Source organism: Paenarthrobacter nicotinovorans (genome assembly GCF_007670255.1).
Lineage (GTDB): Bacteria > Actinomycetota > Actinomycetes > Actinomycetales > Micrococcaceae > Arthrobacter > Arthrobacter nicotinovorans_B.
In genome coordinates this window covers 209,952-231,856 of record NZ_SZVS01000003.1, presented here as the reverse complement: position 1 = coordinate 231,856, position 21,905 = coordinate 209,952, and the positions used below count along the sequence as shown (strand labels likewise).

Sequence of the window (21,905 nt, the reverse complement as noted above, 5' to 3'; positions counted from 1 at the left end):
CGCCTAACGCCAGGTACCGACGCCGATAACCGGGCCGGCCTCCAGCCAAGAGGAAAGCCCCGCATAGGCATCGAAGTTCATGGCCAGCATGAACTTCCTGCCTTCGTATTGCAGTTCAACCACCACGACGCCGGGCTGCACCCGGACCAGCTCTTCCTCTGTCGGTTGGCGGCGGCCCAGCAATTCCAGTGAGCTGCGTTTGAACTTGTGCTTGGGAACAACGCTCAGCGACATCAAGCGGAACCACTCAAGATCATTGTCCTGATAACGACAAACCCCCATCTGCCAGCTGTTTCCAGCCGTGCAAATGGAGGCGTCGATCGTGCCAAGGGCGCGCCGCAGATTGAAGCGGCGCACCCCCAGAAGGCACAGTGAAATGATCAGCAACGTGAACGCTGTTGCCAAGGCGATGAACGGAATAAGGGAATCGTCCATCAAGGTCGTGCTATCGGATCCCCGCTGTAGCCGCTTCGCCCAATTTGGCGTTGTCAGCAACAATGACCACGCGATCGTTGTCCACGGAGAAGAACCCACCGTCGACAACTACTGCAATCCGGTCACCGGAAACCGGCTGGATTGCCAGCTCGCCCCCGGCCATGATGGCCAGGAGGGGCGAGTGGCCCGGCAGGATTCCGATTTCACCATCGCTGGTGCGGGCCTTCACCATCTTGGCCGCTCCGGACCACACGAAGTGGTCCGCCGCGACAATCTCAACCTCGAGCTCAGCCATACTACTTGGTCTGTTCCTGGATCTTGGCCCAGTTGCGCTCGACGTCATCCAGACCGCCGACGTTGAAGAACGCCTGCTCTGCGATGTGGTCCAGCTCGCCGTCGCAGATAGCGGTGAAGCCTTCGACGGTGTCCTTGATGGACACGGTGGAGCCTTCGACGCCGGTGAACTGCTTTGCGGTGTAGGTGTTCTGGGAGAGGAACTGCTGGATACGACGTGCACGCGACACGACGATCTTGTCTTCTTCAGAGAGTTCATCGACACCGAGAATGGCGATGATGTCCTGGAGTTCCTTGTTCTTCTGCAGGATCTGCTTAACACGAACAGCCGTGTTGTAGTGGTCCTTGCCGATGTACTGGGGGTCCAGGATACGGGAAGTCGACGTCAGCGGGTCAACGGCCGGGTACAGACCACGGGAGGCGATTTCACGGGAAAGTTCCGTGGTCGCGTCGAGGTGTGCGAAGGTCGTGGCCGGAGCCGGGTCGGTGTAGTCATCAGCAGGCACGTAGATGGCCTGCATCGACGTGATCGAGTGACCCTTGGTGGAGGTGATGCGCTCCTGGAGCAGACCCATCTCGTCAGCAAGGTTGGGCTGGTAGCCCACGGCGGACGGCATGCGGCCGAGCAGCGTGGAAACTTCCGAACCTGCCTGCGTAAAGCGGAAGATGTTGTCGATGAAGAGCAGCACGTCCTGGTTCTGGACATCGCGGAAGTACTCCGCCATGGTCAGAGCCGACAGGGCCACGCGCAGACGCGTTCCCGGCGGCTCGTCCATCTGGCCGAAGACAAGGGCGGTGTCCTTCAGAACGCCGGCCTCTTCCATTTCAACCCAGAGGTCGTTACCTTCACGGGTACGCTCGCCCACGCCGGCGAATACCGAAGTACCACCGAAGTTACGGGCAACACGGGTGATCATTTCCTGGATCAGAACGGTCTTGCCAACGCCGGCGCCGCCGAACAGGCCGATCTTTCCACCCTTGATGTAGGGGGTGAGAAGGTCGATGACCTTGATGCCGGTCTCGAGCATCTCCGTGGAGCCCTCGAGGGAAGCAAAGTTCGGAGCCTTGCGGTGGATCGGCCAGTAGGCGTCAGCCTTGATCTCGGACTCTTCGACGTCGAGCGGCTTGCCGAGGACGTTGAAGATGTGGCCCTTGACGCCGTCGCCGACGGGCACGGAGATCGGAGCACCGGTGTCCTGCACGGTGGTACCACGGACAAGTCCGTCGGTTGCCTGCAGGGAGATGGCGCGGACGAGGTTGTCACCCAGGTGCTGGGAGGTCTCGAACGTGATGGTCTTGGTCTGGCCGTTGAGGGTGATCTCGGTGGTCAGGGCGTTGTAAATCGAGGGGATTGCGTCAGCCGGGAATTCGACGTCGACAACCGGACCAATAACACGGGCAATGCGGCCGGTGGCACCGGCCGTTGCTACGTGTTCGGTAGCAGTGGCAGTCATCTCTCTCACTTCACTCAGTAGATGGCGTGGGGTTAAGTTTATCTGTTGTTCAGGTGCGGCTTTGAACCGAATCGGTGCAGGCTAGGACGCGAGTGCGTCGGCGCCGGCCACGATTTCGGAAAGCTCCTGCGTAATCTCGGCCTGGCGGGCCGTGTTGCGAAGGCGCGTGTACTTCTTGATCAGTTCCGTAGCGTTGTCACCGGCCGACTTCATGGCACGCTGGCGGGCTGCGAGCTCGGAAGCAGCAGCCTGCAGCATCGCCGCGAAGATGCGGGATTCGATGTAACGCGGAAGCAGGGCGTCGAGAACCTGCTCCGTTTCCGGTTCGAATTCGTACAACGGCAGCAGCTCGGTTTCCGAGGCAGCTTCCTCTTCGACGACCTCAAGCGGGAGCAAACGGATCACCGTGGGCTCCTGCGTCACCATGGACTTGAAGCGGGTGTAAACGACGTGGATTTCGTCCACGCCACCCTCTTCATAGTCGGTGGAGAAGTCTTCGAGAAGAGCAGCTCCGACTTCCTGCGCGGTTTCGAATTCCGGTGCGTCCGTGCCGCCGGTCCATACGCGGGCGTAGGGCCGGTTCCGGAAATCGAAGTACGCCTGCGCCTTGCGGCCAACAAGGTACGCCTTGACTTCCTTGCCTTCTGCGTGAAGAAGCTCGGTGAGACCTTCAGCCTGCTTGAGCACACTGGCCGAGTAGGATCCTGCAAGGCCGCGGTCCGATGTGATGATCAGGACTGCGGCGCGACGGATCTGCTCCGGCTCGGTGGTCAGCGGGTGGTCGATTTCGCTCTGAGTTGCGACAGCAGAAACGGCGCGGGTAATCGCGTTTGCGTAGGGCAGTGAAGCTGCTACGCGGGCGCGGGCCTTACCAATGCGCGAGGTAGCGATCAGTTCCATCGCCTTGAAGATCTTGCGCATCGACGTCGTCGAGCTGATCTTCTGACGGTAGACCCGAATCTGGGCTCCCATACTTATCCTTTCCTAAGTTCCCGATGTGCTGCCCTGCCGGGGCCCTTGCGGACCCCGGCAGGGCAGGTTGTCGGAACTAGCGCTTCTGCTTGACGATCTTTTCCTGGTCGACGTCGCCGCCGGAGATCGCTGCGTGCTCTTCGTGGCCGGCGCCAACCAGGCGGTTGTCACCTTCGCCGAAGAAGCCCTTCTTGAAGGAGACGATGGCTTCCTTCAAGGCTGCAACGGTGTCGTCATCCAGGACGTTGGTCTGTGCCAGCGTGGTCAGGATGGAGGACTTGTGCGTGAGGTGCTCCAGGAACTCGGACTCAAAGCGGCTGATGTCCTCAACCGGAACGTCGTCCAGGTAACCGTTGGTACCGGCCCAGATGGAAACGACCTGGTTCTCGACGGGGAACGGCGAGTACTGGCCCTGCTTCAGCAGTTCCATCAGGCGTGCGCCACGGGTCAGCTGCTGACGGGAAGCAGCATCGAGGTCGGAGGCGAACATGGCGAAGGCCTGCATGTCGCGGTACTGGGCCAGGTCCAGCTTCAAGGTACCGGAGACCTTCTTCATGGACTTGACCTGTGCAGCACCACCAACGCGGGAGACGGACACACCGACGTCAACAGCAGGACGCTGGTTGGCGTTGAAGAGGTCCGACTGGAGGAAGATCTGGCCATCGGTAATGGAGATCACGTTGGTCGGGATGTAGGCGGAAACGTCGTTTGCCTTGGTCTCGACGATCGGCAGACCGGTCATCGAGCCCGCACCGAGCTCATCGGAGAGCTTGGCGCAACGCTCCAGCAGGCGGGAGTGCAAGTAGAAGACGTCACCCGGGTATGCTTCACGTCCCGGCGGACGGCGCAGCAACAGGGACACGGCGCGGTAAGCTTCAGCCTGCTTGGACAGGTCATCGAAGATCACCAGAACGTGCTTGCCGCCGTACATCCAGTGCTGGCCGATGGCCGAACCGGCGTACGGTGCAAGGTACTTGAAGCCGGCGGGGTCGGAAGCCGGGGACGCCACGATGGTGGTGTACTCCAGTGCGCCGTGGTCCTCAAGGGTCTGGCGGACAGCTGCGATGGTGGAAGCCTTCTGGCCGACACCAACGTAGACGCAACGAACCTGCTTGGTGACATCTCCCGAAGCCCAGTTGGCCTTCTGGTTGATGATGGTGTCGACGGCGATTGCCGTCTTACCGGTCTGGCGGTCACCAATGATCAGCTGACGCTGGCCACGGCCGATCGGGATCATGGCGTCGATAGCCTTGAGACCGGTCTGCATCGGTTCGTGGACCGACTTGCGTTCGGTAACACCCGGTGCCTGGAGTTCCAGTGCACGGGTGGTTTCGGCCTTGATCTCGCCAAGGTCGTCGATGGGCTGGCCCAAGGGGTCGACAACGCGACCCAGGAAGGCGTCGCCCACCGGAACGGACAGGATCTCACCAGTACGGTGAACTTCCTGGCCTTCTTCAATACCGGTGAAGTCACCGAGGATAATGACACCGATCTCGCGGACGTCAAGGTTCTGGGCCAGGCCCAGCGTGCCATCTTCGAAGCGAAGCAGCTCGTTCGCCATGACCGAGGGAAGACCCTCAACACGGGCGATGCCGTCACTTGCGGTGGTCACACGACCAACCTCTACGCGCTCTGCGTTACCGGGTTCGTAGGACGCCGCGAACTCGTTCAACGCATTACGGACGTCGTCGGCGTTGATGGTCAATTCGGCCATCTGCAGTCCCTGCTCTCCTGTTTCGTGATCATCGTTGCTCACGATGACCGGGTTTTATATCAGTTAAGTTGTGCTATGTCTTCGCTAGCCGGCAAGCTGGCGGCGGAGCTCCGTCAAGCGGGCGATGACCGAAGCATCGAGTACTTCGTCACCTACCTGAACGCGGATACCACCGATAAGTGCCGGATCAACGTTGACGTTGACCTTCAGCTCGCGACCGTACAGGGCATCAAGCCCGGCCTGCAGACGGCTGGCCTGCGTTTCCGTCAACGGACGGGTAACGCTGACAGTTGCAATCCAGCGCTGCTGACGCTTGGCTGCAAGCTTGGCGAAAGATTCGACGAGCTTGCTCGGCTTGACACCGCGCGGCTGCGTCACTGCCTGGCTGATGAGAATCTTGGCTTCCTCGCTGATGCCAGGAACCAGTTTCTCGGCCAGTGCGATCTTCGCCGCAGGGGAAGCCTGCGGCTCAGACAAAGCACGTTGTACTTCGTGGCTGGAGGCGACGGCCTGGTTGAAGGCAAACAGATCGTTTTCCAGCTCTTCCAGCCCCGTGATACCGGAGGCAGAAACGGCCGACTTGTTTTCAGCTACGGCAATGACCACCGTGGCGGCAAGGGTCTCGAGTGCATCGCCGATATCGCGTGCCGACGCCCAGCGTGAACTGGCCAATCCGCCCGCGATTTCAGCTGCATCAGCGGAGACTTTCCCGCCAACCAGCTGCTTGACCAGCGCCGACTTCTCGTCTCCGGTACGGGACGGGTCAGTCAGGGCGCGGCGCAAGCCAGCCGAGCTGTCCACCGTTCCCAGGATTCCGAAGAGGTCCTTAGCCAACTGCAGCGAGGCCAGGGGAAGCTTGGCTTCCAACTGTGCCAGTGCCGTGGTCAGCGATTCGCTCGATATACCTGCCATTACTTAGCTGCACCTGCGCTCTGGGTCTCCAGATCGGCCAGGAAGCGGTCAACAACGCGGGCAGCACGCTCGTCGTCGGTGAGTGCTTCGCCAACGATGCGGCCTGCCAGCGTGGTGGCCAGGGTACCGACCTCGGAACGAAGCGAGACAACAGCTGCCTGGCGCTCCGATTCGATGGCGGCATGTGCCTGCTCGGTGATGCGTGCAGACTCGGCTGCAGCCTTTGCCTTCAGGTCCGCGAGGATCTGGGCGCCTTCGGCGCGTGCTTCTTCACGGATGCGGTTGGCTTCGGCACGGGCATCGGTGAGCTGCTGCTTGTACTCTTCAAGAGCCGCAGAAGCTTCTGCCTGAGCCGCTTCGGCCTTTGCAATGCCACCTTCGATTGCTTCGGCACGCTCTGCGAAGGTCTTCTCGAACATCGGGACAACAAACTTGACCACGATGTACATGAGGACCGCAAAGCCGACGAGGACAACGCCCATTTCCCAAACATTGGGAACAAGCGGGTTCGCGGCCGCTTCGCCTTCAGTGGCGGCTGAGATGATCAGCTGATTCATATTTCACCCGTCCTATCTACTCGTGCTTGGATTCGCTTGGTTCTTAGGACTAGGAAAGAACGAAAGCGAAGACCAGGCCGAGGATGGCAAGAGCTTCAGTCAGTGCCAGACCAAGGAACGCGATCGGCTGCAGCACACGCTGAGCTTCCGGCTGACGTGCAACACCGTTGATGTAAGCGGCGAACACGAGACCCACACCGATACCACCGCCGATGGCCGAAAGACCGTAGCCGATGAGGTTGAGGGAGCCGTTGATGGTGCCTTCCATTTTTTCTTCCTTTCAAGATGCCGCCCGTGCGGCAGGTTGTTTGGGTTGCTTCATCCCCGCAAGGGGAAGTGTTGGGAGCCTTAGTGGCTGTCGGCGTGCAGGGCGCCTTCGATGTAGATCGCGGTCAGCAGGGTGAACACGTAGGCCTGCAGGGCCATGATCAGCGCTTCAAGCATGTACATGGCGATGGCACCGACGAGGACCAGGACCGACGCGCCCTTGAGGAGCACGTTTTCCTGCATGACCAGGAACTCAATGCCGGAACCGGCGAGCATCACGATCAAGTGGCCGGCCAGCATGGTCGCGAACAGACGGAGGCTGTGCGTGACGGGGCGGACCAGGAAGTTGGAGATGATTTCGATCGGAACAACGATCGGAAGGATGTACCACGGCACGCCGGACGGAACCGTCGCGAGCTTGAAGTACTTGAGGCCGTTCTTCTTCAGACCGATTGCGATCCAGGTGACGTACACGATGCCTGCCATCACGTAGGCGCCGCCTACGTGGGAGAAGCTCGGAAGCTGGATCAACGGAATGGCGCCGTAGATGTTGTTCACCAGGATGAAGAAGAACAGGCTGAACAACAGCGGGACGTACTTGATGAAGTCCTTGCCGCCGATGATGTCTTTGGCGATGCTGTTGCGGACGAAGCCGTAGGCCATCTCACCGGCGAACTGCAGCTTGCCGGGAACCAGCTGCTGCTTGCGTGCAGCGAGGATGAAGAATGTAGCGATAATGACGACCGAAAGGATCACCAGCAGCATCTGCTTGGAGAATCCGTCGTGCGCACCCCAAGGCAGGATTGCCGGCAGGTGCATTTCGTCGATTCCGGGTGGGGTGAAGGACCCCGAATCCTGGGCGGGGAGCGCAAGCGCGATCAACGCGTTTCCTCTCTGCTGTGTCCATCATTGGGCATTGGTTGAAATCCGGAAGCGTTGCACGCATCCACATTCCATGTGAAATTATTTGGCATTACTGTCCCCGTCCGTGGACGGACCGCTGTCTGCGTTGCTCTCGCCAGAAGAGGAGCTTTGCCTGGTGAGGCCGTGCATATGGGAAAGATAGAACCCTCCTGCGGCTCCCAGCAGAGCGCCAAGGAGCACAATCCAGCGGGTCCCCCACAGATTATCCAAACCCCAGCCTATCAAACTCCAGACAATGATCCCGCCAATGATGTAGCTGAAGACAGCGAGACCGGCGTTGTAGCCACCGTCGTTTCGGGCTTCAGCCGAGTCATGGCGCTTGGCAGGTTGCTGACCGCCGAGGGACGGGCGTGAATAGCGCTTACGCGGAGACATCCGGACCACCCTTCGGCTCGGAGGGGTCGTTGTAGATCTGGAGGCGCGCTTTGCTGAAACCATAGATTTCGGCGGCTTGCCAGAAGACCACCGTGACGACTGCCCCGATGAGGAACCACCGGGCGTGCAGCCACTCGGGAGCTCCGAGCACGAACAGCACGACGGCGAAGCCGACAACCTTGATGAAGTACGTAGCCACAAAAAGGCCGACGGCACCGGAGGGGTTGTTCCGGCCGACAAAGTGACCGATCAGGAGGCTGATTCCAAAAAAGAGCATGACCAGCGCGGCACCGAACGCGGCTGAGAGCGCGCCCTGGCCGCCATTCATGAAGGCTGCGATCACGCAGGTGAGCGCCGTTGCAGCAGTTGCCGAAGCAGCGCTGAGGCCCAGCAGCCTAAGCCACAGCGAGGACCGGCCACCCAAAGATCCAACAACACGTTTGCCGGACGGGCGTCCGGAATCGGCGTTGGATGTCATGGGGATACCAATCCTCGTGGCACAGGTGCCATATTCTCAAAGTGGGGTTACGGGCGAGTGACTGTCCGCAGTAAGAATTCTACATGAGATAGAACTGGGACGATAACCGGCCGTCATCTACTGTTCCCCCGGCCCGGCTGTTTTCCGGGTGAAGTACGGCCAGGCCGTCACCGCGGCCATGACCAGCGCGGCCGCGATAACCACGATCAGCACCACCTGCCAGGGGAAGACGGCAAAAGCCACGCCGCCGAAGGCAAGGATCGACGTCCAGACATACAACATCACGACGGCGGTGCGGTGCGAGTATCCGAGGTCCACCAGCTTGTGGTGGAGGTGCCCTCTGTCGGCAGACCACGGGGACTGGCCCCGGGCGGTCCTCCGGACAACTGCCATGCCCAGATCCAGCAGGGGAAGGGAGAGCACCGCGAACGGCAGCAGAATCGGAACGATGGTCGGGATGCCGTTGGCACGGTCATACAGTCCTGAACCGATTTGTCCGGTCGCCACCACACCCGCAGAGGCCATGAGCAATCCGATGAGCATCGCCCCGGAGTCACCCATGAAGATCTTGGCTGGGAACCAGTTGTGGGGCAGGAAGCCGATGCAACTGCCCACAAGGATGGCCATCAGGAGTGTCGCGAGGTCCGAGTTGTCCGTGGACGGGTTGTTCCGGTGGACCCAGTACGCGGTGAGGAAGAACGCTCCCCCACCGATGATGGCCACCCCGGCTGCCAAACCGTCCAGTCCGTCGATGAAGTTGACGGCGTTCATGGTGGTCACGATCAGACCCGCCGTCAGCACTATCTGGACCACCTCGGAGCTCAGGACGATTGGCTCCGGAATGAACGGCACGACGGACATCCGCACGCCCCAAATTGCCACGATGAAGGCCGCGGTCCCCTGCCCCAGGAGCTTGATCCACCACCGGATATCCAGGATGTCGTCGGCTACCCCCACCGCGACAATGACGACGGCACCGGCCAGGATCCCCCACGGGGCGTCGTTGTGCCTGAAGATGTCCTTGACGAAGAACGAATTGGAAGCCACTACCAGCGCAGCGAAAAAGCCTACGAAGATCCCAAGTCCCCCAAGTTTGGAGATCAGGGCGGAGTGCATGTCGCGGCTTCGGATGGGTTGGTACAAGCGGAGCTTGTTTCCGAGCACGCGGGCTCCCCAGGTTCCCCCGTAAGCCACGACGGCAGCAGTAAGAGCCATCAGCAGATACATGATCATGAGGCGACTCCCTGGACCGGCCGCTTGGCCGACGCGGACACCGCAACCGGTGCACGCCGCCCGGGCGCTGCAATGAGGGGCAACTCAGGGCAGCTCAGGGTGTGGAATTCTGTCAGTGGATAAATGGAACTACTCCGTCGCCATGCCTGCACCGGCTGTGCCGAATAGTGCGGGATTTTTCGTGGACTCTAGTCACGATACTAATGCCAATGGCCGTGACCACCCTGTGACACAGCCGCAGGGCCGCAGCTTGTTTTCGCTGGGCCCGGGCTGTCCGGCTGTTACCGGACAGGCTCCTTTACGTCTCGCAGGGCGTAGATTCCGTCCAGTACTTGCGCGTTGGAACGCGGCGCCTTCAGGCTGTGGCGCAGTCCCTTGAGCAGGCCCTCCAACAGAACCTTCCGGTTGGAGGAGGCTGCAATCGTCCGGGTCCAGTTACGCAGGGAAGCTCCGGTGAACAGGATCTTCTCCCAGGGCGCCAGGGCGTTCGAGCGGGTGTAGACCCAGAGCTTGTTCCGAACCTCGTAATAGAACCGAGGGCCCGGATCCGCCCCGGCGTCGCCAAAGACTTTCGTATGGTGGTTGGCCACGGAAGCCTCGGTGGTCAGTGCTGTGCCGTCACGGGAAATCCTGGCGGTGTACTCCAAATCGTCATTCCAGATGAAGTAGTCCGCGATGGGAAGGCCGTGCTGCTTGATCTCTTCGGCGCGGATCAGCACCGAAACGAAGGAGGCACTGCGGATCTGGGTTGCGCCGATCCGGGAAGCAGTGCTGCGTGCGGCCTCGCTTGCGCCCAGCCGCGGTCGCATCCTGTTCATCGGGTGGTCGCGGCCGTCGGTCCAGACAACACGACTCGCAATGAACGCCGGAGCTTCCCCCGTTTCCCGCCGGTAAGCCTCGGAAACCTCCAAGGCTTCATCAAGGGCGGCCGGCTGTGGCTCTGTATCGTCGTCCATGATCCACACATGGTCCGCGTGGTGGTCCAATATGGCACGCTCCATGCCGACGACGAATCCGCCAGCACCGCCCACGTTCGTGTTCAAACGAACGACGTCGGTGGTCACCGGAGCTTGGTATTGCTCCAGGAACGCCGCGGTGTCGTCGGTGGAGGCGTTGTCCACGACGACGATCGCGTCAGGTACGCGGGTGCCTGCGGTGATGCCCTCCAAAGTGGTCTGGAGGAGTTCACGCCGGTTGAAGGTCACTACGACAGCGACCACGACAGCTTTCGATGACATTTAGTTGCCTTTGGTCTTGGATGGCTGGAAACGGCGTCGCAGCAGCAGGGCGGCCAGCTTCCACGGTTCAACGAAAACCCTGTAGGCGACCCTGCCCGGGTGCAGCACCAGGCGCCAGGCCCATTCAAGGCCCAGGCGGCCCAACCACCGCGGAGCCAGCTTTTGGATACCGGCCACCTGTTCTATCGCTCCACCGACGGCGCAGTACACAGCGGGAGGAAGTTGCCCGAGCCTGCGGTGCAGGACCGTTTCCTGAAGGGGCATGCCCAGGCCCAACAGGACCAGTTGGGGACCGAACGCGGCCAACCAGTCCACCACCGCGCCTTCCAGGGCTTCATCCCATGCTTCGCCGGGCATACCGTCCACTGTTGCTCCTGGAACGATGGATCGAAGGCGGGCAATTGCCTTGGTATTGGCCTCGCGTCCGGCCCCGATGACGGCAATCCGCTGCAGCCCGGGAATCTTGCCAAGCTCCGGGATCCAATCCATGGAACCGAGCCTGTAGGCCATGGTCCCTTGACCGGCCGGCTGCAGTTGCCGTTTGTGGGCGAGCCCCCACAACATCGCCACCGGAGCACCGTCCAGCAGGACGATGGAGCTGTTCTCGTAGACCGACCGCACGTCGGCACGGGAATGCACCAAGGTAACGCTGTGGAGGTTGTGCCCCACGACAGTGCTGGTGCTACCGGCCTCAATGAGTCCGGTCATGGCATCCAGAAGCTCCTGGACGCGCATCGGAGTGGCGTCCACGTCAAGGACGGGGACGCGTTGGCGTGCAGGAATCATCCGGGCTGGTTTTCGCCGTCGGTCCCGGGCGTGGCCGTGTCGGAATCGGCGTCCGGAACGGTGGCAGCAACTGTTTCGCCGATGCCAAGAATCGAGGGCACGATCTCGCGAAGGCGTTCCAGTTCGATGGCCCCCTGGCGCACCACCCGGAAGGGCGTGGACGTGGCATCAACAATCGTGGACGGCACTGCCGCGGTTCCCTTGACCGGGCGGAAGCCACCCTCCAGATAGACCTCAACCGAATCAGCCAACTGCAAGCGTGCTTCCGACGCTGTCTGCGCGGCTTCCTGCCCGGTACGGTTGGCAGACGACACAGCCAAGGGGCCCGTCATGCCCAGAAGGTCCAAGGCAAGGTGGTCATCAGGCATCCGCAGGGCTACGGTGCCCTTGGTGTCCCCAAGATCCCAATCAAGTGACGGCTGTGCATGCAGAATCAACGTCAACCCGCCAGGCCAAAAGGCCTGCGCCAAAGCACGGGCATCGGCCGGCACCTCAGTTGCGAGCCCATCCAGGGCATTGATCCGGGGAATCAACACAGGAGGCGGCATTTGCCGGCTGCGGCCCTTGGAGGCCAGCAGCATGGTCACCGCCAATGGCGAAAAGGCATCAGCTGCAATCCCGTAGACGGTGTCTGTGGGCATCACGATGCACTTCTTTTCAGTGATGGCGCGCTGGGCATGCTGAAGTCCTTCAGCGCGCTGGTCCTCGGAAGTGCAGTTGTAGGTTGTCGTCACAGCGCTATTCTTTCACTCATCAGGCGCGACACTGGCCAGTATCGCGCTGGTTGCACGTTCTTTGCCGTTCAGATCAAAGTGCGTGGTGATGTTTTTCCACCGTCCCATGCGTTGCAACATGCCGGCGATCCATTCTGCCTGGACTTCTGCGTGTTCCATCACGAAGTAGCCCCCCTCTTTCAGGAGCCGGGCCGCAGAGGCGGCTGCCGCCGTCGGGAGTTCCATTCCGTCCGCTCCCCCGCCGTACAACGCCTCCGGCGGATCGTGCAGGGCTACTTCGGGCTCGGACGGAATCGCCTCGGCGGGAATGTACGGCGGATTGGAGACGACGACGTCGAAGGTTCCGTTGTGCTCGGGCAGGGCATCCCGGAGATCACCCTGGACAAGCCGGACGCCGAGGGGTTCGAGGTTGCGCGCGGCCCAGGCGTGGGCAAAGGTGCTGTATTCCACGGCATGGACTTGGGCGCCGGGCACCTCGTGGGCGATGGAACCTGCAATGGCACCCGAACCTGTCCCGAGGTCCACCACTTTGGGTTCACGCATACCGGCAACTTTGTCGATGACCAGCTGGACCACCGACTCTGTCTCCGGACGCGGAATGAAAACGCCTGGGCCCACATGCAGCTCGAGATGCCGGAAATAGGCGACGCCGGTGATGTGCTGCAAGGGAACACGGCTTGCCCGTTCCAGCACCAGTTCTTCGTATCCGTCGGGAGCGGGAGCATCACCGAGCAGCATTGCGCGCAGGCGGCCCAACCCCACTCCCAGCAAGTGCTCGGCCAGGAGTTCGGCATCCACGCGTGCGCTGGGGACACCAGCCTCGGACAACACGGCAGTAGCCTCGCGAACAGCGTCCGCGAGGCTCTGGCCTGGGTAAAACGTCATGGATTGCCTTGCTTGCTGAAGGTGAAAAGGCCTTGCCGGGCGGCTATTCGCCAATAGCATCCAGGCGCGCTTGCTCGTCCATCTCGATGGCGGACTGGATAACCGGCTCAAGATCGCCGTTCATCACGGCGTCCAGGTTGTAGGCCTTGTACCCGGTGCGGTGATCCGCAATGCGGTTCTCCGGGAAGTTGTACGTGCGGATGCGCTCCGAGCGGTCCATGGTACGGATCTGCGACTTGCGCTGCTCGGAGTTGGCAGCATCAATCTGTTCCTGCTGGTGCGCCAGAAGGCGGGCGCGGAGAACGCGCATACCGGCTTCACGGTTCTGCAGCTGCGACTTCTCGTTCTGCATGGCCACCACAATGCCCGTCGGCAAGTGGGTGATGCGGACGGCGGAGTCGGTGGTGTTCACGGACTGTCCGCCGGGACCGGATGAGCGGTAGACGTCGATCTTGAGGTCGTTCTGGTTGATTTCCAGTTCTTCCGGCTCATCGACTTCGGGAAGCACCAAGACGCCGGCGGCCGAAGTGTGGATCCGGCCTTGCGACTCGGTCACCGGAACGCGCTGCACGCGGTGGACGCCGCCTTCGAACTTCAACCGGGCAAAAACACCCTGCGCCGGGTCATTCGAGTTGCCCTTGATGGCCACGGACACGTCCTTGTAGCCGCCAAGGTCCGACTCCGTGGCAGAGATCATTTCGGTCTTCCAGCCACGTGATTCTGCGTAGCGCATGTACATGCGCAGAAGGTCACCGGCGAACAACGCGGCTTCATCGCCGCCTTCGCCACCCTTCACTTCAAGGATGACGTTGCGGGCGTCATCGGGATCGCGAGGGATCAGCAAACGGCGCAAGCGCTCCTGCGCGGCAGGAATCTGTTCCTCAAGCTGCTCCACTTCCGCGGCAAACTCGGGATCCTCGTCAGCCATTTCCTTGGCCGCCTCGAGGTCGTCGTTGAGCCCGCGCCACTTGTTGTAGGCCTCCACGATGCCCTGAAGCTCGGCAGAGCGCCGCCCCAACTTCCTGGCAGCAGACTGGTCGGCATAAACAGCAGGATCACTCAGCTGCGCCTGAATAGCAGCATGCTCATCAAGCAATCCCTGTACGGACTCAAACATTTAGAACAACCTTTCAACGCTGCGCTCAAGTTTAGTGGCGCAAACAGCGGAAGGTGACACGACCGCCGTCGAGTATTAACAACCGGCCCGCGAAGGCGAGCCGAAAACGGAACGAGCCGCTGATTCTGCTGCCCCGGGAGTGGCTTCGGGCCTGCCGGAGCGTGGTGGCAAAGTCCGTTAGGACATGGCCACCACGCGTAGGGGCGGGGGCAGCAGAATCAGCGGCTCAGTAAAACAGCTATTTGTCGTTATCCGACTTCGCTCCGAGCGTCGTCTTCTGCACCTGCATGAGGAACTCGACGTTGCTCTGCGTCTCCCGGATCTTGTTGGTCAGCAGTTCAAGGCTCTGCTGCTGCTCCAGGCCGGAGAGGACACGACGCAGCTTCCACATGATCTTGACTTCTTCAGGCGAGAGCAGGTTTTCTTCGCGACGGGTACCCGAAGCGTTGACGTCCACGGCCGGGAAGATTCGCTTGTCTGCCAGCTGGCGGGACAGGCGGAGCTCCATGTTGCCGGTGCCCTTGAACTCTTCGAAGATGACTTCGTCCATCTTGGAGCCGGTCTCAACCAGAGCTGTGGCCAGAATCGTGAGCGAGCCACCGTTTTCGATGTTGCGGGCTGCACCGAAGAAGCGCTTGGGCGGGTACAGGGCCGCGGAGTCCACACCACCGGACAGGATGCGGCCCGAGGCCGGCGCTGCCAGGTTGTAGGCACGGCCCAGACGGGTCATGGAGTCAAGGAGGACCACAACGTCCATGCCCATCTCCACGAGACGCTTGGCGCGTTCGATGGAGAGCTCGGCAACCGTAGTGTGGTCGTCGGCGGGACGGTCGAAGGTGGAGGCAATGACCTCGCCCTTGACCGTGCGCTGCATGTCCGTGACTTCTTCGGGGCGTTCGTCAACCAACACCATCATGAGGTGGACCTCAGGGTTGTTGGTGGTGATGGCGTTCGCGATGGACTGCAGGATGAGCGTCTTACCGGCCTTCGGCGGGGAAACGATCAAGCCACGCTGGCCCTTGCCGATCGGGGCCACGAGGTCGATGACTCGGGGGCCGATCTTCTTGGGGTCCGTTTCCAGGCGCAGGCGCTCAGACGGGTAGAGCGGAACGAGCTTTGCGAACTCGACGCGGTCCTTGAGTTCCTCGGGAGTCTTGCCGTTGACCGAGGTGACGCGGACAAGCGCGTTGAACTTTTGGCGGGCAGACTGCTGTCCACGGTCTTCGCCTTCGCGTGGTGCGCGGATGGCACCTACGACGGCGTCGCCCTTGCGGAGGTTGTACTTCTTGACCTGGGCCAGGGAGACGTAGACGTCATTGGCACCCGGGAGGTAACCCGAGGTACGGATGAAGGCGTAGTTCTCCAGGACATCGAGGATGCCAGCCACGGGGAGCAGGACATCGTCCTCAGTGACCTCGACGTCGTCAACGTCCGGCCCCTGCGCACGTCCGCGACGACGTTCGTTGCGGTCGCGGAAACGGTCGCTGCGGGAGTTTCCATCACGGCTGTCCTGGCCGCCCCGGCGGTCGTTGCGGTCATTCTGGTCGTTGCGGTCCCGACGGTTGCGGCGGTTGCGGCGGTTGCCGGTGTCGTCGCCGTCGTTGTTGTCGTCACGGCGTCCGCGGCTGTTGTCGCGGCGTTCGCGCTGCTGATCGCCGGAGTCGGACTGCTCGCGCTGCTCACGCTGTTCGGTGCGTTCTGCACGCTGCTCACGCTGCTCGGTGCGTTCTGCACGCTGCTCACGCTGTTCGTTGCGCTGTTCGCCTGCCGGTGCTTCCGCTCCTTCAGCAGGAGCTGCGGCAGCTTCGCCGCGGCGGCGGTTGCGGGTGCGTGGCTGGCGACGCTCTGTTCCGGCGTCGGTGGCTTCGGCTGCTGCCGGAGTCTCGACGGCGGGTGCTTCAGCGGGCTCTGCGGCCGGTGCAGCAGTGGTTGCGGCAGCCGTGGACGCGGCGGCCTCAGCAGCTGCGACGACGCCATCGCTCGTTGCCCGACGGCTGCGGCCACGGCCGCGACCACGGGGGGCCTCCTGGGCGGGAGCCTCCGCCGCAGCCTCAACAGGCGTGCCCGCCTCCGGGGCCTTGGCCTCGGCAACCGGGGCTTCCTTGGCCACGGCAGGAGCCTTGGCAGCAGTGGCCTTGGCAGGAGCCTTGGTCGTGGAGGTGCCCGCGCGGTGGGCAGAGATGGCCGTGACCAAATCTCCCTTGCGCATACGGGATCCCCCCGAGATACCCAACTGGCTCGCGAGAGCCTGGAGCTGGGCGAGCTTGAGGCCTGCGAGGCCGCTGCTCTTGGTTGCTGCCGTTGACGACTCAGCAGCAGAAGATGATGTGTCCACAGCTGAAGCCAGCTCAGTGGTTTCTGTCACGAAGGATCCTTCCCCCTCGACGGCGTCCAGAGCGAGAGCTGGACGCGATGATTGTTCTGGGCTGCAGTTCAGATCTGCAGCCGGTGATTTTGGCCGTGCCTGATGGATTGTGGCCAACAGGGCCGGATACTGATCGCCTTCACTGGAACCGGTTACCCGGACAGCCAGCCTGAAATTCAGGAAACAGAGAGTTCTGCGGACCTGATGCAGGCCGGAAAGAGACGACACCACCAACGTTGGCACAGTTGACGAAAGGTACGGCGAAACACCGAAGTCCAAAATCAGGGAACTGCCCGCGGTTTTACCGGCGGTGCACTTCCACTCTAGCACCTTGAACGTCAACAGCCAGCGTCATCACGCGCCAACCGACGTCGGGTGTGTTGGCGGAGGTAAACGACTTGATGAAATCAACCACCTCAACGGCGTCGTCCCCACCGTTGGCGAGGACCATCACTGTGGGCCCTGCGCCCGAAACGACGGCTGCGTGCCCTGCTGACCGAAGGCCCGCGATAAGGTCGGCACTCGGCCTCATCGCCTGGGCCCGGTAGCTCTGGTGCAGATAATCTTCGGTGCCGGGCAACAGCAGCGCTGGTTCTGTAGTCAGTGCATGGATCAGCAAGGCAGCACGTCCGGAGTTCATTGCCGCAGCATGGTGGCCAACTGATGCGGGAAGCAGGCCCCGGGCGGTCTCGGTGGAGAGTTCGTAATCCGGCACGGCCACAATGGGAGTGACCGACGGAGCCACTTCGGCCCGGGTGGTGCTGTACTGCTCGCTGTCCTGCCACGACAGCGCCAGTCCGCCGAAAATCGCGGGTGCGACGTTGTCCGGGTGGCCTTCCATTTCGCTGGTCAGCTGGAGAATCCACTGCCGGTTCTGTTGCGCTTCCTCCGGCACCATGGCGTTGGCAGCGGTAACCGCGGCAACCACCGCAGACGCAGAGGAACCCAGCCCCCGTCCGTGCGGATTGACGTTGTCGGCAATGATCCGCAGTCCGCTGTGCTGGAAGCCCAGACGGTCCAAAGCGAGATCGATGGCCCGCACCACAAGGTGGCTGGCATCGCGTGGAAGGGTGTCGGCGCCCTCACCGGAGAGCTCGAACTCGAGCTCTCCGGTGCTGAGGGTTTCCACCGTCAAGGTGTCGTAAATGGACAGTGCAAGGCCCAGGCTGTCGTAGCCCGGACCCAGGTTGGCACTTGTACCCGGGACTTTGACGGTCAGCCGTTGGCCTGCCGCGACGAGGGCACGATCTGTCGCGGTGGGCTGTGTCGATTCCACTGTTAGCTTTCTTCCAGTCCCAGTTCTGCTGCAACGGTGACGACGTCGTTCGGCACCTTGACGGGCTGGACGTCACTGCCGTCTTCGGTCCGGAGGGCCCACTGGGGGTCCTTGAGTCCGTGTCCGGTGACGGTGATGACGATGGTTTTGCCCGAGGGAACCTGGCCGGCCGCGTGCTTCTTGATCAGCCCGGCCACACCTGCAGCGGAGCCGGGTTCGACAAAGACGCCTTCCTTGGACGACAGCCAGCGGTGCGCGTCCAGGATTTCCTCGTCGGTGACTGCTTCAATCAGTCCGCCCGATTCATCCCGCGCCGCCACAGCGGTGTCCCAGGATGCGGGATTGCCGATACGGATGGCCGTTGCGATCGTGTCCGGCTCCGTGATGGGGTGCCCGGCAACGAACGGTGCTGCGCCGGCAGCCTGGAAGCCCCACATGATGGGAGTCTTGGTGGAAACGGCCGGAAGGGTACCGTTGGCGGTCTCGAAAGGTGCCGCGTACTCCTTGTAGCCCTTCCAGTAAGCGCTGATGTTGCCTGCATTGCCAACGGGCAGGACATGGATATCCGGGGCATCACCCAATGAATCCACCACTTCGAAGGCGCCTGTCTTCTGGCCCTGGATGCGTGCGGGGTTGACCGAGTTCACCAGGAACACCGGGTAGGATTCGCCAAGCTTGCGGGCGATATCCAGGCAGTTGTCGAAGTTGCCGTCGACCTGGAGCAAGGTAGCGCCGTGGGCGATCGCCTGGCTCAACTTGCCCATGGAAATCTTGCCTTCGGGTACCAGCACTGCACACTTCAAACCTGCGGCCGTCGCGTAGGCTGCGGCGGATGCCGAGGTGTTTCCCGTCGAGGCGCAAACCACGGCCTTGGCGCCGGCCTCGACAGCTGCTGTCATGGCCATGGTCATACCGCGGTCCTTGAAGGATCCCGTGGGGTTCATGCCTTCGACCTTGAGGTAAACCTCGGATCCGGTCAGTTCGGAGAGCTTGTGGGCGTGAACGAGCGGCGTGCCCCCTTCGCCGAGGGTGATGACCTTCGTGGCTTCCGTTACAGGCAAACGATCAGCATATTCGCGGATTACTCCGCGCCATTGGTGAGCCACTTAGACCCCTTCTACCCGCAGTACGGATGTGACGGAATTGATGACGTCAAGGCCCTTGACGGCCTCGACGGTTGCTGCGAGTGCAGCTTCGGATGCACGGTGCGTCACGATCTTCAGTTCGGCGGACTCAACCTTTGACTCAGAGTCGCGGTGGATCGTTTGACGCATGATTTCGATGGACACGCCGTTCTCCGCAAAGATGTGCGCAATACGGGCAAGGACACCTGCCTGGTCGGCGACGTCCAGGCCGATGTAGTAGCTGGTGTTGGAGGCATCGATGGCCAGCGCAGGTACGTGGCCCGTGGTGGTTTCAGTTCGACCCGGTCCACCCAGAACCAAGCGGCGGGCGGCGGATACGAGGTCACCGAGCACAGCCGATGCCGTGGGCGTTCCCCCGGCTCCCTGGCCGTAGAACATCAGCTCGCCGGCATTTTCTGCCTCGATAAACACCGCGTTGAAAGCACCGCGAACCGCCGCGAGGGGGTGTTCACGCGGGAGCAAAGTGGGGTGCACACGCACCGAGATGCCGCTGCCGTGGTCCTCGGAGTCGATCTTTTCCGCAATCGCCAGCAACTTGATGACGAATCCGGCTTCCTTGGCCGATGCGATGTCCGAGGCACTGACTTTGGTGATGCCCTCGCAGTAGACGTCGTCCAGGGAGAAACGGGTGTGGAACGACAATGACGCGAGGATGGCAGCCTTGGCTGCGGCGTCGTGTCCTTCGACGTCCGCAGTAGGGTCGGCTTCGGCGTAGCCGAGGCGCTGGGCTTCTGCCAGGGCGTCAGCGAACTGTGCGCCCGTGCTGTCCATCTGGTCGAGGATGAAGTTGGTGGTGCCGTTGACGATGCCCAGGACCCGGGTGATCCGGTCCCCGGAGAGGCTGTCGCGGATGGGACGCAGGATGGGGATGGCTCCGGCGACGGCGGCCTCGTAGGACAACTGCACACCGGCTTTATCGGCCTCTTCGTACAGGGTGGGTCCATCCTGCGCCAGCAGGGCCTTGTTGCCGGTGACAACGCAGGCACCGTTCTGGATTGCGGTGAGGATCAATGAACGGGCCGGTTCGATGCCGCCCATGAGTTCGATGACCAGGTCCGCATCCTTGACCAGTATGTCGGCGTCCGTCGTAAAGAGCTCGCGCGGCAGCTCGACGTCACGTGGGGAATCGACATTGCGGACTGCGATACCGGAGAGTTCAAGGCGGGCACCGCTGCGGGCGGCCAGTGCTTCGGCGTCGTCAATCAGAATCCGCGCGACCTGGGCCCCAACGTTGCCACAGCCCAGCAGGGCCACTTTCAAGGTTCGCACTTCAGACATTCGCCACTCCCATGTCGCGGTTCAAGAGATCTTCTTCGGTTTCCCCGCGGACAATGAGCCTGGCGGCTCCGTCGCGTACAGCGACAACGCCAGGCCGGGCCAGGTAGTTGTAATTGCTGGAGAGGGCCCAGCAGTAGGCGCCGGTACCCGGTACTGCGAGCAAATCACCGGCTGCCACGTCCGCGGGCAGATATACATCTCTAACAACTATGTCGCCGCTCTCGCAATGTTTGCCCACTACTCGGGACAGCTGCGGAGCGGCATCCGAAGCGCGCGAAGCCAAAATTGCCGAATAATCCGCGTCGTACAGCACCGGACGGGCGTTGTCGCTCATCCCTCCGTCCACCGACACATAGCGGCGCGGATACGTAACGTTCTCTTGTCCTGCTTCCTCCCCGGGGGCGTCAACGCGGACAGTCTTGAGGGTACCGATTTCGTAGAGGGTGAACGTCGTGCTGCCGACGATCGCGCGGCCCGGCTCGATGGAGATGCGCGGCGCGGTGATGCCCAGTTCGTCGCAGGTGGAACGCACGACGGCGGCCATCGCCTGCGCGACTTCGGCCGGTGGGCGCGGGGTGTCCACCGGGGTGTAGGCGATACCGTAGCCGCCGCCGAGATCCAGTTCGGGAAGGACGATGGAGTACTTGCTTTGCATGGCGGCGAGGAACCGCAGAAGCTTCTCCCCCGCCACGGCGAAGCCGTCGGGCTCGAAAATCTGCGAGCCGATGTGGCAGTGCAGGCCCAGTAGTTCGATGCTGGCATAGGACGTCGCCGCTGCCACTGCCTCCTCTGCAGCGGACAGACCGGCTTCCTCGGTGGAATCTTCAGCCATTGAGAGGCCAAACTTCTGGTCCTCGTGGGCCGTTGCGATGAACTCGTGCGTGTGGGCATGGACACCAGGAGTCAGGCGGAGCATAACCTTGGCAATTTCCCCCCTGCCCGAGGCAATCTTGGCGACCCGCTCGAGTTCGTCGAGGCTGTCCACCACGATCCTGCCTACCTGCATGTCCAAGGCACGATTGATCTCGGCGTCCGACTTGTTGTTTCCGTGCAGGCCCAGGTTGGGCCCTGCGATGCCGGCGCGGGCGGCGACAGCCAGTTCGCCTCCGGAACAGGTGTCGAGTCGGAGACCTTCTTCTGCCACCCAGCTCGCGACGGCTGTGCACAGGAACGATTTGCCGGCGTAGTACACGTCCGCTCCCCCGCAAATGTCCGCGAAGGCGGCATCGAAGGAGTCCTTGAAGTCCCGGGCACGGGAACGGAAATCGGACTCGCTCATGACAAAGAGCGGAGTGCCGAACTGTTCCTTGAGCTCGCTGACGGCAATGCCATCAATGGTGAGAACACCGGCGTCGTTCTTTTCCACTCCGGCAGCCCACATGGGTGACTGCAGGGCGTTGAGGTCCTCCGGAAGGGCCAACCATTCCGGCGCAAGAGGAGAGGCGTGACTGGCTTCTGTGGTCATT

22 protein-coding genes are annotated in these 21,905 nt (G+C 62.0%); all 22 read right to left on the bottom strand.

Annotation, left to right across the window (positions count from 1 at the left end):
* Positions 1–3: 3 nt before the first annotated feature.
* The gene (locus FDP28_RS06380; RefSeq protein ID WP_144659873.1) at positions 4–435 is read right to left on the bottom strand and encodes a DUF2550 domain-containing protein; all 432 of its coding nucleotides are present in this window, start codon (positions 433–435) and stop codon (positions 4–6) included.
* Between the two features lie 10 nt (positions 436–445).
* Positions 446–730, bottom strand: coding sequence for a F0F1 ATP synthase subunit epsilon (locus tag FDP28_RS06375; protein ID WP_144659872.1), 285 nt, complete (start codon positions 728–730; stop codon positions 446–448).
* A 1-nt stretch (position 731) separates the two neighbouring features.
* On the bottom strand, positions 732–2,183 hold the full coding sequence (gene atpD, locus FDP28_RS06370) for a F0F1 ATP synthase subunit beta (RefSeq protein WP_144659871.1): 1,452 nt from the start codon (positions 2,181–2,183) through the stop codon (positions 732–734).
* 81 nt (positions 2,184–2,264) lie between these two features.
* Positions 2,265–3,155, bottom strand: coding sequence for a F0F1 ATP synthase subunit gamma (locus FDP28_RS06365; protein ID WP_144659870.1), 891 nt, complete (start codon positions 3,153–3,155; stop codon positions 2,265–2,267).
* 76 nt (positions 3,156–3,231) lie between these two features.
* On the bottom strand, positions 3,232–4,869 hold the full coding sequence (gene atpA, locus FDP28_RS06360) for a F0F1 ATP synthase subunit alpha (protein WP_144660016.1): 1,638 nt from the start codon (positions 4,867–4,869) through the stop codon (positions 3,232–3,234).
* 84 nt (positions 4,870–4,953) lie between these two features.
* Positions 4,954–5,781 carry a F0F1 ATP synthase subunit delta gene (locus FDP28_RS06355; RefSeq protein WP_144659869.1) on the bottom strand — a complete coding sequence of 276 codons (828 nt, stop codon included), beginning with the start codon at positions 5,779–5,781 and terminating at the stop codon, positions 4,954–4,956.
* Entirely contained in the window at positions 5,781–6,338 is a 558-nt protein-coding gene (locus tag FDP28_RS06350; protein WP_144659868.1) for a F0F1 ATP synthase subunit B, read from the bottom strand. The genes FDP28_RS06355 and FDP28_RS06350 overlap by 1 nt, the downstream gene beginning before the upstream one ends.
* 49 nt (positions 6,339–6,387) lie before the next feature.
* Positions 6,388–6,606 (bottom strand): ATP synthase F0 subunit C, encoded by a 219-nt coding sequence (gene atpE, locus FDP28_RS06345; RefSeq protein WP_011775261.1) that lies wholly within the window; start codon positions 6,604–6,606, stop codon positions 6,388–6,390.
* Positions 6,607–6,686: 80 nt separating this feature from the next.
* Positions 6,687–7,487: a F0F1 ATP synthase subunit A gene (gene atpB / locus FDP28_RS06340; protein ID WP_144659867.1), complete on the bottom strand. Its 801-nt coding sequence runs from the start codon at positions 7,485–7,487 to the stop codon at positions 6,687–6,689.
* Positions 7,488–7,568: 81 nt separating this feature from the next.
* Complete coding sequence (locus tag FDP28_RS06335) at positions 7,569–7,904, bottom strand: hypothetical protein (protein WP_144659866.1); 336 nt, start codon at positions 7,902–7,904, stop codon at positions 7,569–7,571.
* Complete coding sequence (locus FDP28_RS06330; RefSeq protein ID WP_144659865.1) at positions 7,891–8,382, bottom strand: hypothetical protein; 492 nt, start codon at positions 8,380–8,382, stop codon at positions 7,891–7,893. The genes FDP28_RS06335 and FDP28_RS06330 overlap by 14 nt, the downstream gene beginning before the upstream one ends.
* A 117-nt stretch (positions 8,383–8,499) precedes the next feature.
* Complete coding sequence (locus tag FDP28_RS06325) at positions 8,500–9,615, bottom strand: MraY family glycosyltransferase (RefSeq protein WP_144659864.1); 1,116 nt, start codon at positions 9,613–9,615, stop codon at positions 8,500–8,502.
* A gap of 281 nt (positions 9,616–9,896) precedes the next feature.
* Positions 9,897–10,853: a glycosyltransferase gene (locus tag FDP28_RS06320; protein WP_144659863.1), complete on the bottom strand. Its 957-nt coding sequence runs from the start codon at positions 10,851–10,853 to the stop codon at positions 9,897–9,899.
* Entirely contained in the window at positions 10,854–11,639 is a 786-nt protein-coding gene (locus tag FDP28_RS06315) for a WecB/TagA/CpsF family glycosyltransferase (RefSeq protein ID WP_144659862.1), read from the bottom strand.
* Positions 11,636–12,373, bottom strand: coding sequence for an L-threonylcarbamoyladenylate synthase (locus tag FDP28_RS06310; protein ID WP_144659861.1), 738 nt, complete (start codon positions 12,371–12,373; stop codon positions 11,636–11,638). Before FDP28_RS06310 ends, FDP28_RS06315 begins: the two co-directional genes overlap by 4 nt.
* Before the next feature lie 12 nt (positions 12,374–12,385).
* Entirely contained in the window at positions 12,386–13,258 is an 873-nt protein-coding gene (gene prmC / locus FDP28_RS06305) for a peptide chain release factor N(5)-glutamine methyltransferase (protein WP_144659860.1), read from the bottom strand.
* Positions 13,259–13,301: 43 nt separating this feature from the next.
* Positions 13,302–14,375 (bottom strand): peptide chain release factor 1, encoded by a 1,074-nt coding sequence (prfA, locus tag FDP28_RS06300; RefSeq protein ID WP_144659859.1) that lies wholly within the window; start codon positions 14,373–14,375, stop codon positions 13,302–13,304.
* Positions 14,376–14,613: 238 nt separating this feature from the next.
* A complete protein-coding gene (rho, locus tag FDP28_RS06295) occupies positions 14,614–16,740 on the bottom strand; it encodes a transcription termination factor Rho (RefSeq protein ID WP_144659858.1) in 2,127 nt (708 codons plus the stop codon).
* A 301-nt stretch (positions 16,741–17,041) separates the two neighbouring features.
* A complete protein-coding gene (gene thrB / locus FDP28_RS06290) occupies positions 17,042–18,016 on the bottom strand; it encodes a homoserine kinase (RefSeq protein ID WP_144659857.1) in 975 nt (324 codons plus the stop codon).
* 2 nt (positions 18,017–18,018) lie between these two features.
* Entirely contained in the window at positions 18,019–19,122 is a 1,104-nt protein-coding gene (gene thrC, locus FDP28_RS06285; protein WP_144659856.1) for a threonine synthase, read from the bottom strand.
* Complete coding sequence (locus tag FDP28_RS06280) at positions 19,123–20,439, bottom strand: homoserine dehydrogenase (protein ID WP_144659855.1); 1,317 nt, start codon at positions 20,437–20,439, stop codon at positions 19,123–19,125.
* Complete coding sequence (gene lysA, locus FDP28_RS06275; protein ID WP_144659854.1) at positions 20,432–21,904, bottom strand: diaminopimelate decarboxylase; 1,473 nt, start codon at positions 21,902–21,904, stop codon at positions 20,432–20,434. The genes FDP28_RS06280 and lysA overlap by 8 nt, the downstream gene beginning before the upstream one ends.
* Position 21,905 lies beyond the last annotated feature (1 nt).

What these genes read in the sequence shown, in the direction of transcription:
- FDP28_RS06380 (WP_144659873.1), bottom strand. Translation starts at nt 435, where the DNA reads ATGGACGATTCCCTTATTCCGTTCATCGCCTTGGCAACAGCGTTCACG.
- FDP28_RS06375 (WP_144659872.1), bottom strand. Translation starts at nt 730, where the DNA reads ATGGCTGAGCTCGAGGTTGAGATTGTCGCGGCGGACCACTTCGTGTGG.
- atpD (WP_144659871.1), bottom strand. Translation starts at nt 2,183, where the DNA reads ATGACTGCCACTGCTACCGAACACGTAGCAACGGCCGGTGCCACCGGC.
- FDP28_RS06365 (WP_144659870.1), bottom strand. Translation starts at nt 3,155, where the DNA reads ATGGGAGCCCAGATTCGGGTCTACCGTCAGAAGATCAGCTCGACGACG.
- atpA (WP_144660016.1), bottom strand. Translation starts at nt 4,869, where the DNA reads ATGGCCGAATTGACCATCAACGCCGACGACGTCCGTAATGCGTTGAAC.
- FDP28_RS06355 (WP_144659869.1), bottom strand. Translation starts at nt 5,781, where the DNA reads ATGGCAGGTATATCGAGCGAATCGCTGACCACGGCACTGGCACAGTTG.
- FDP28_RS06350 (WP_144659868.1), bottom strand. Translation starts at nt 6,338, where the DNA reads ATGAATCAGCTGATCATCTCAGCCGCCACTGAAGGCGAAGCGGCCGCG.
- atpE (WP_011775261.1), bottom strand. Translation starts at nt 6,606, where the DNA reads ATGGAAGGCACCATCAACGGCTCCCTCAACCTCATCGGCTACGGTCTT.
- FDP28_RS06335 (WP_144659866.1), bottom strand. Translation starts at nt 7,904, where the DNA reads ATGTCTCCGCGTAAGCGCTATTCACGCCCGTCCCTCGGCGGTCAGCAA.
- FDP28_RS06330 (WP_144659865.1), bottom strand. Translation starts at nt 8,382, where the DNA reads ATGACATCCAACGCCGATTCCGGACGCCCGTCCGGCAAACGTGTTGTT.
- FDP28_RS06325 (WP_144659864.1), bottom strand. Translation starts at nt 9,615, where the DNA reads ATGATCATGTATCTGCTGATGGCTCTTACTGCTGCCGTCGTGGCTTAC.
- FDP28_RS06320 (WP_144659863.1), bottom strand. Translation starts at nt 10,853, where the DNA reads ATGTCATCGAAAGCTGTCGTGGTCGCTGTCGTAGTGACCTTCAACCGG.
- FDP28_RS06315 (WP_144659862.1), bottom strand. Translation starts at nt 11,639, where the DNA reads ATGATTCCTGCACGCCAACGCGTCCCCGTCCTTGACGTGGACGCCACT.
- prmC (WP_144659860.1), bottom strand. Translation starts at nt 13,258, where the DNA reads ATGACGTTTTACCCAGGCCAGAGCCTCGCGGACGCTGTTCGCGAGGCT.
- prfA (WP_144659859.1), bottom strand. Translation starts at nt 14,375, where the DNA reads ATGTTTGAGTCCGTACAGGGATTGCTTGATGAGCATGCTGCTATTCAG.
- FDP28_RS06280 (WP_144659855.1), bottom strand. Translation starts at nt 20,439, where the DNA reads ATGTCTGAAGTGCGAACCTTGAAAGTGGCCCTGCTGGGCTGTGGCAAC.
- lysA (WP_144659854.1), bottom strand. Translation starts at nt 21,904, where the DNA reads ATGACCACAGAAGCCAGTCACGCCTCTCCTCTTGCGCCGGAATGGTTG.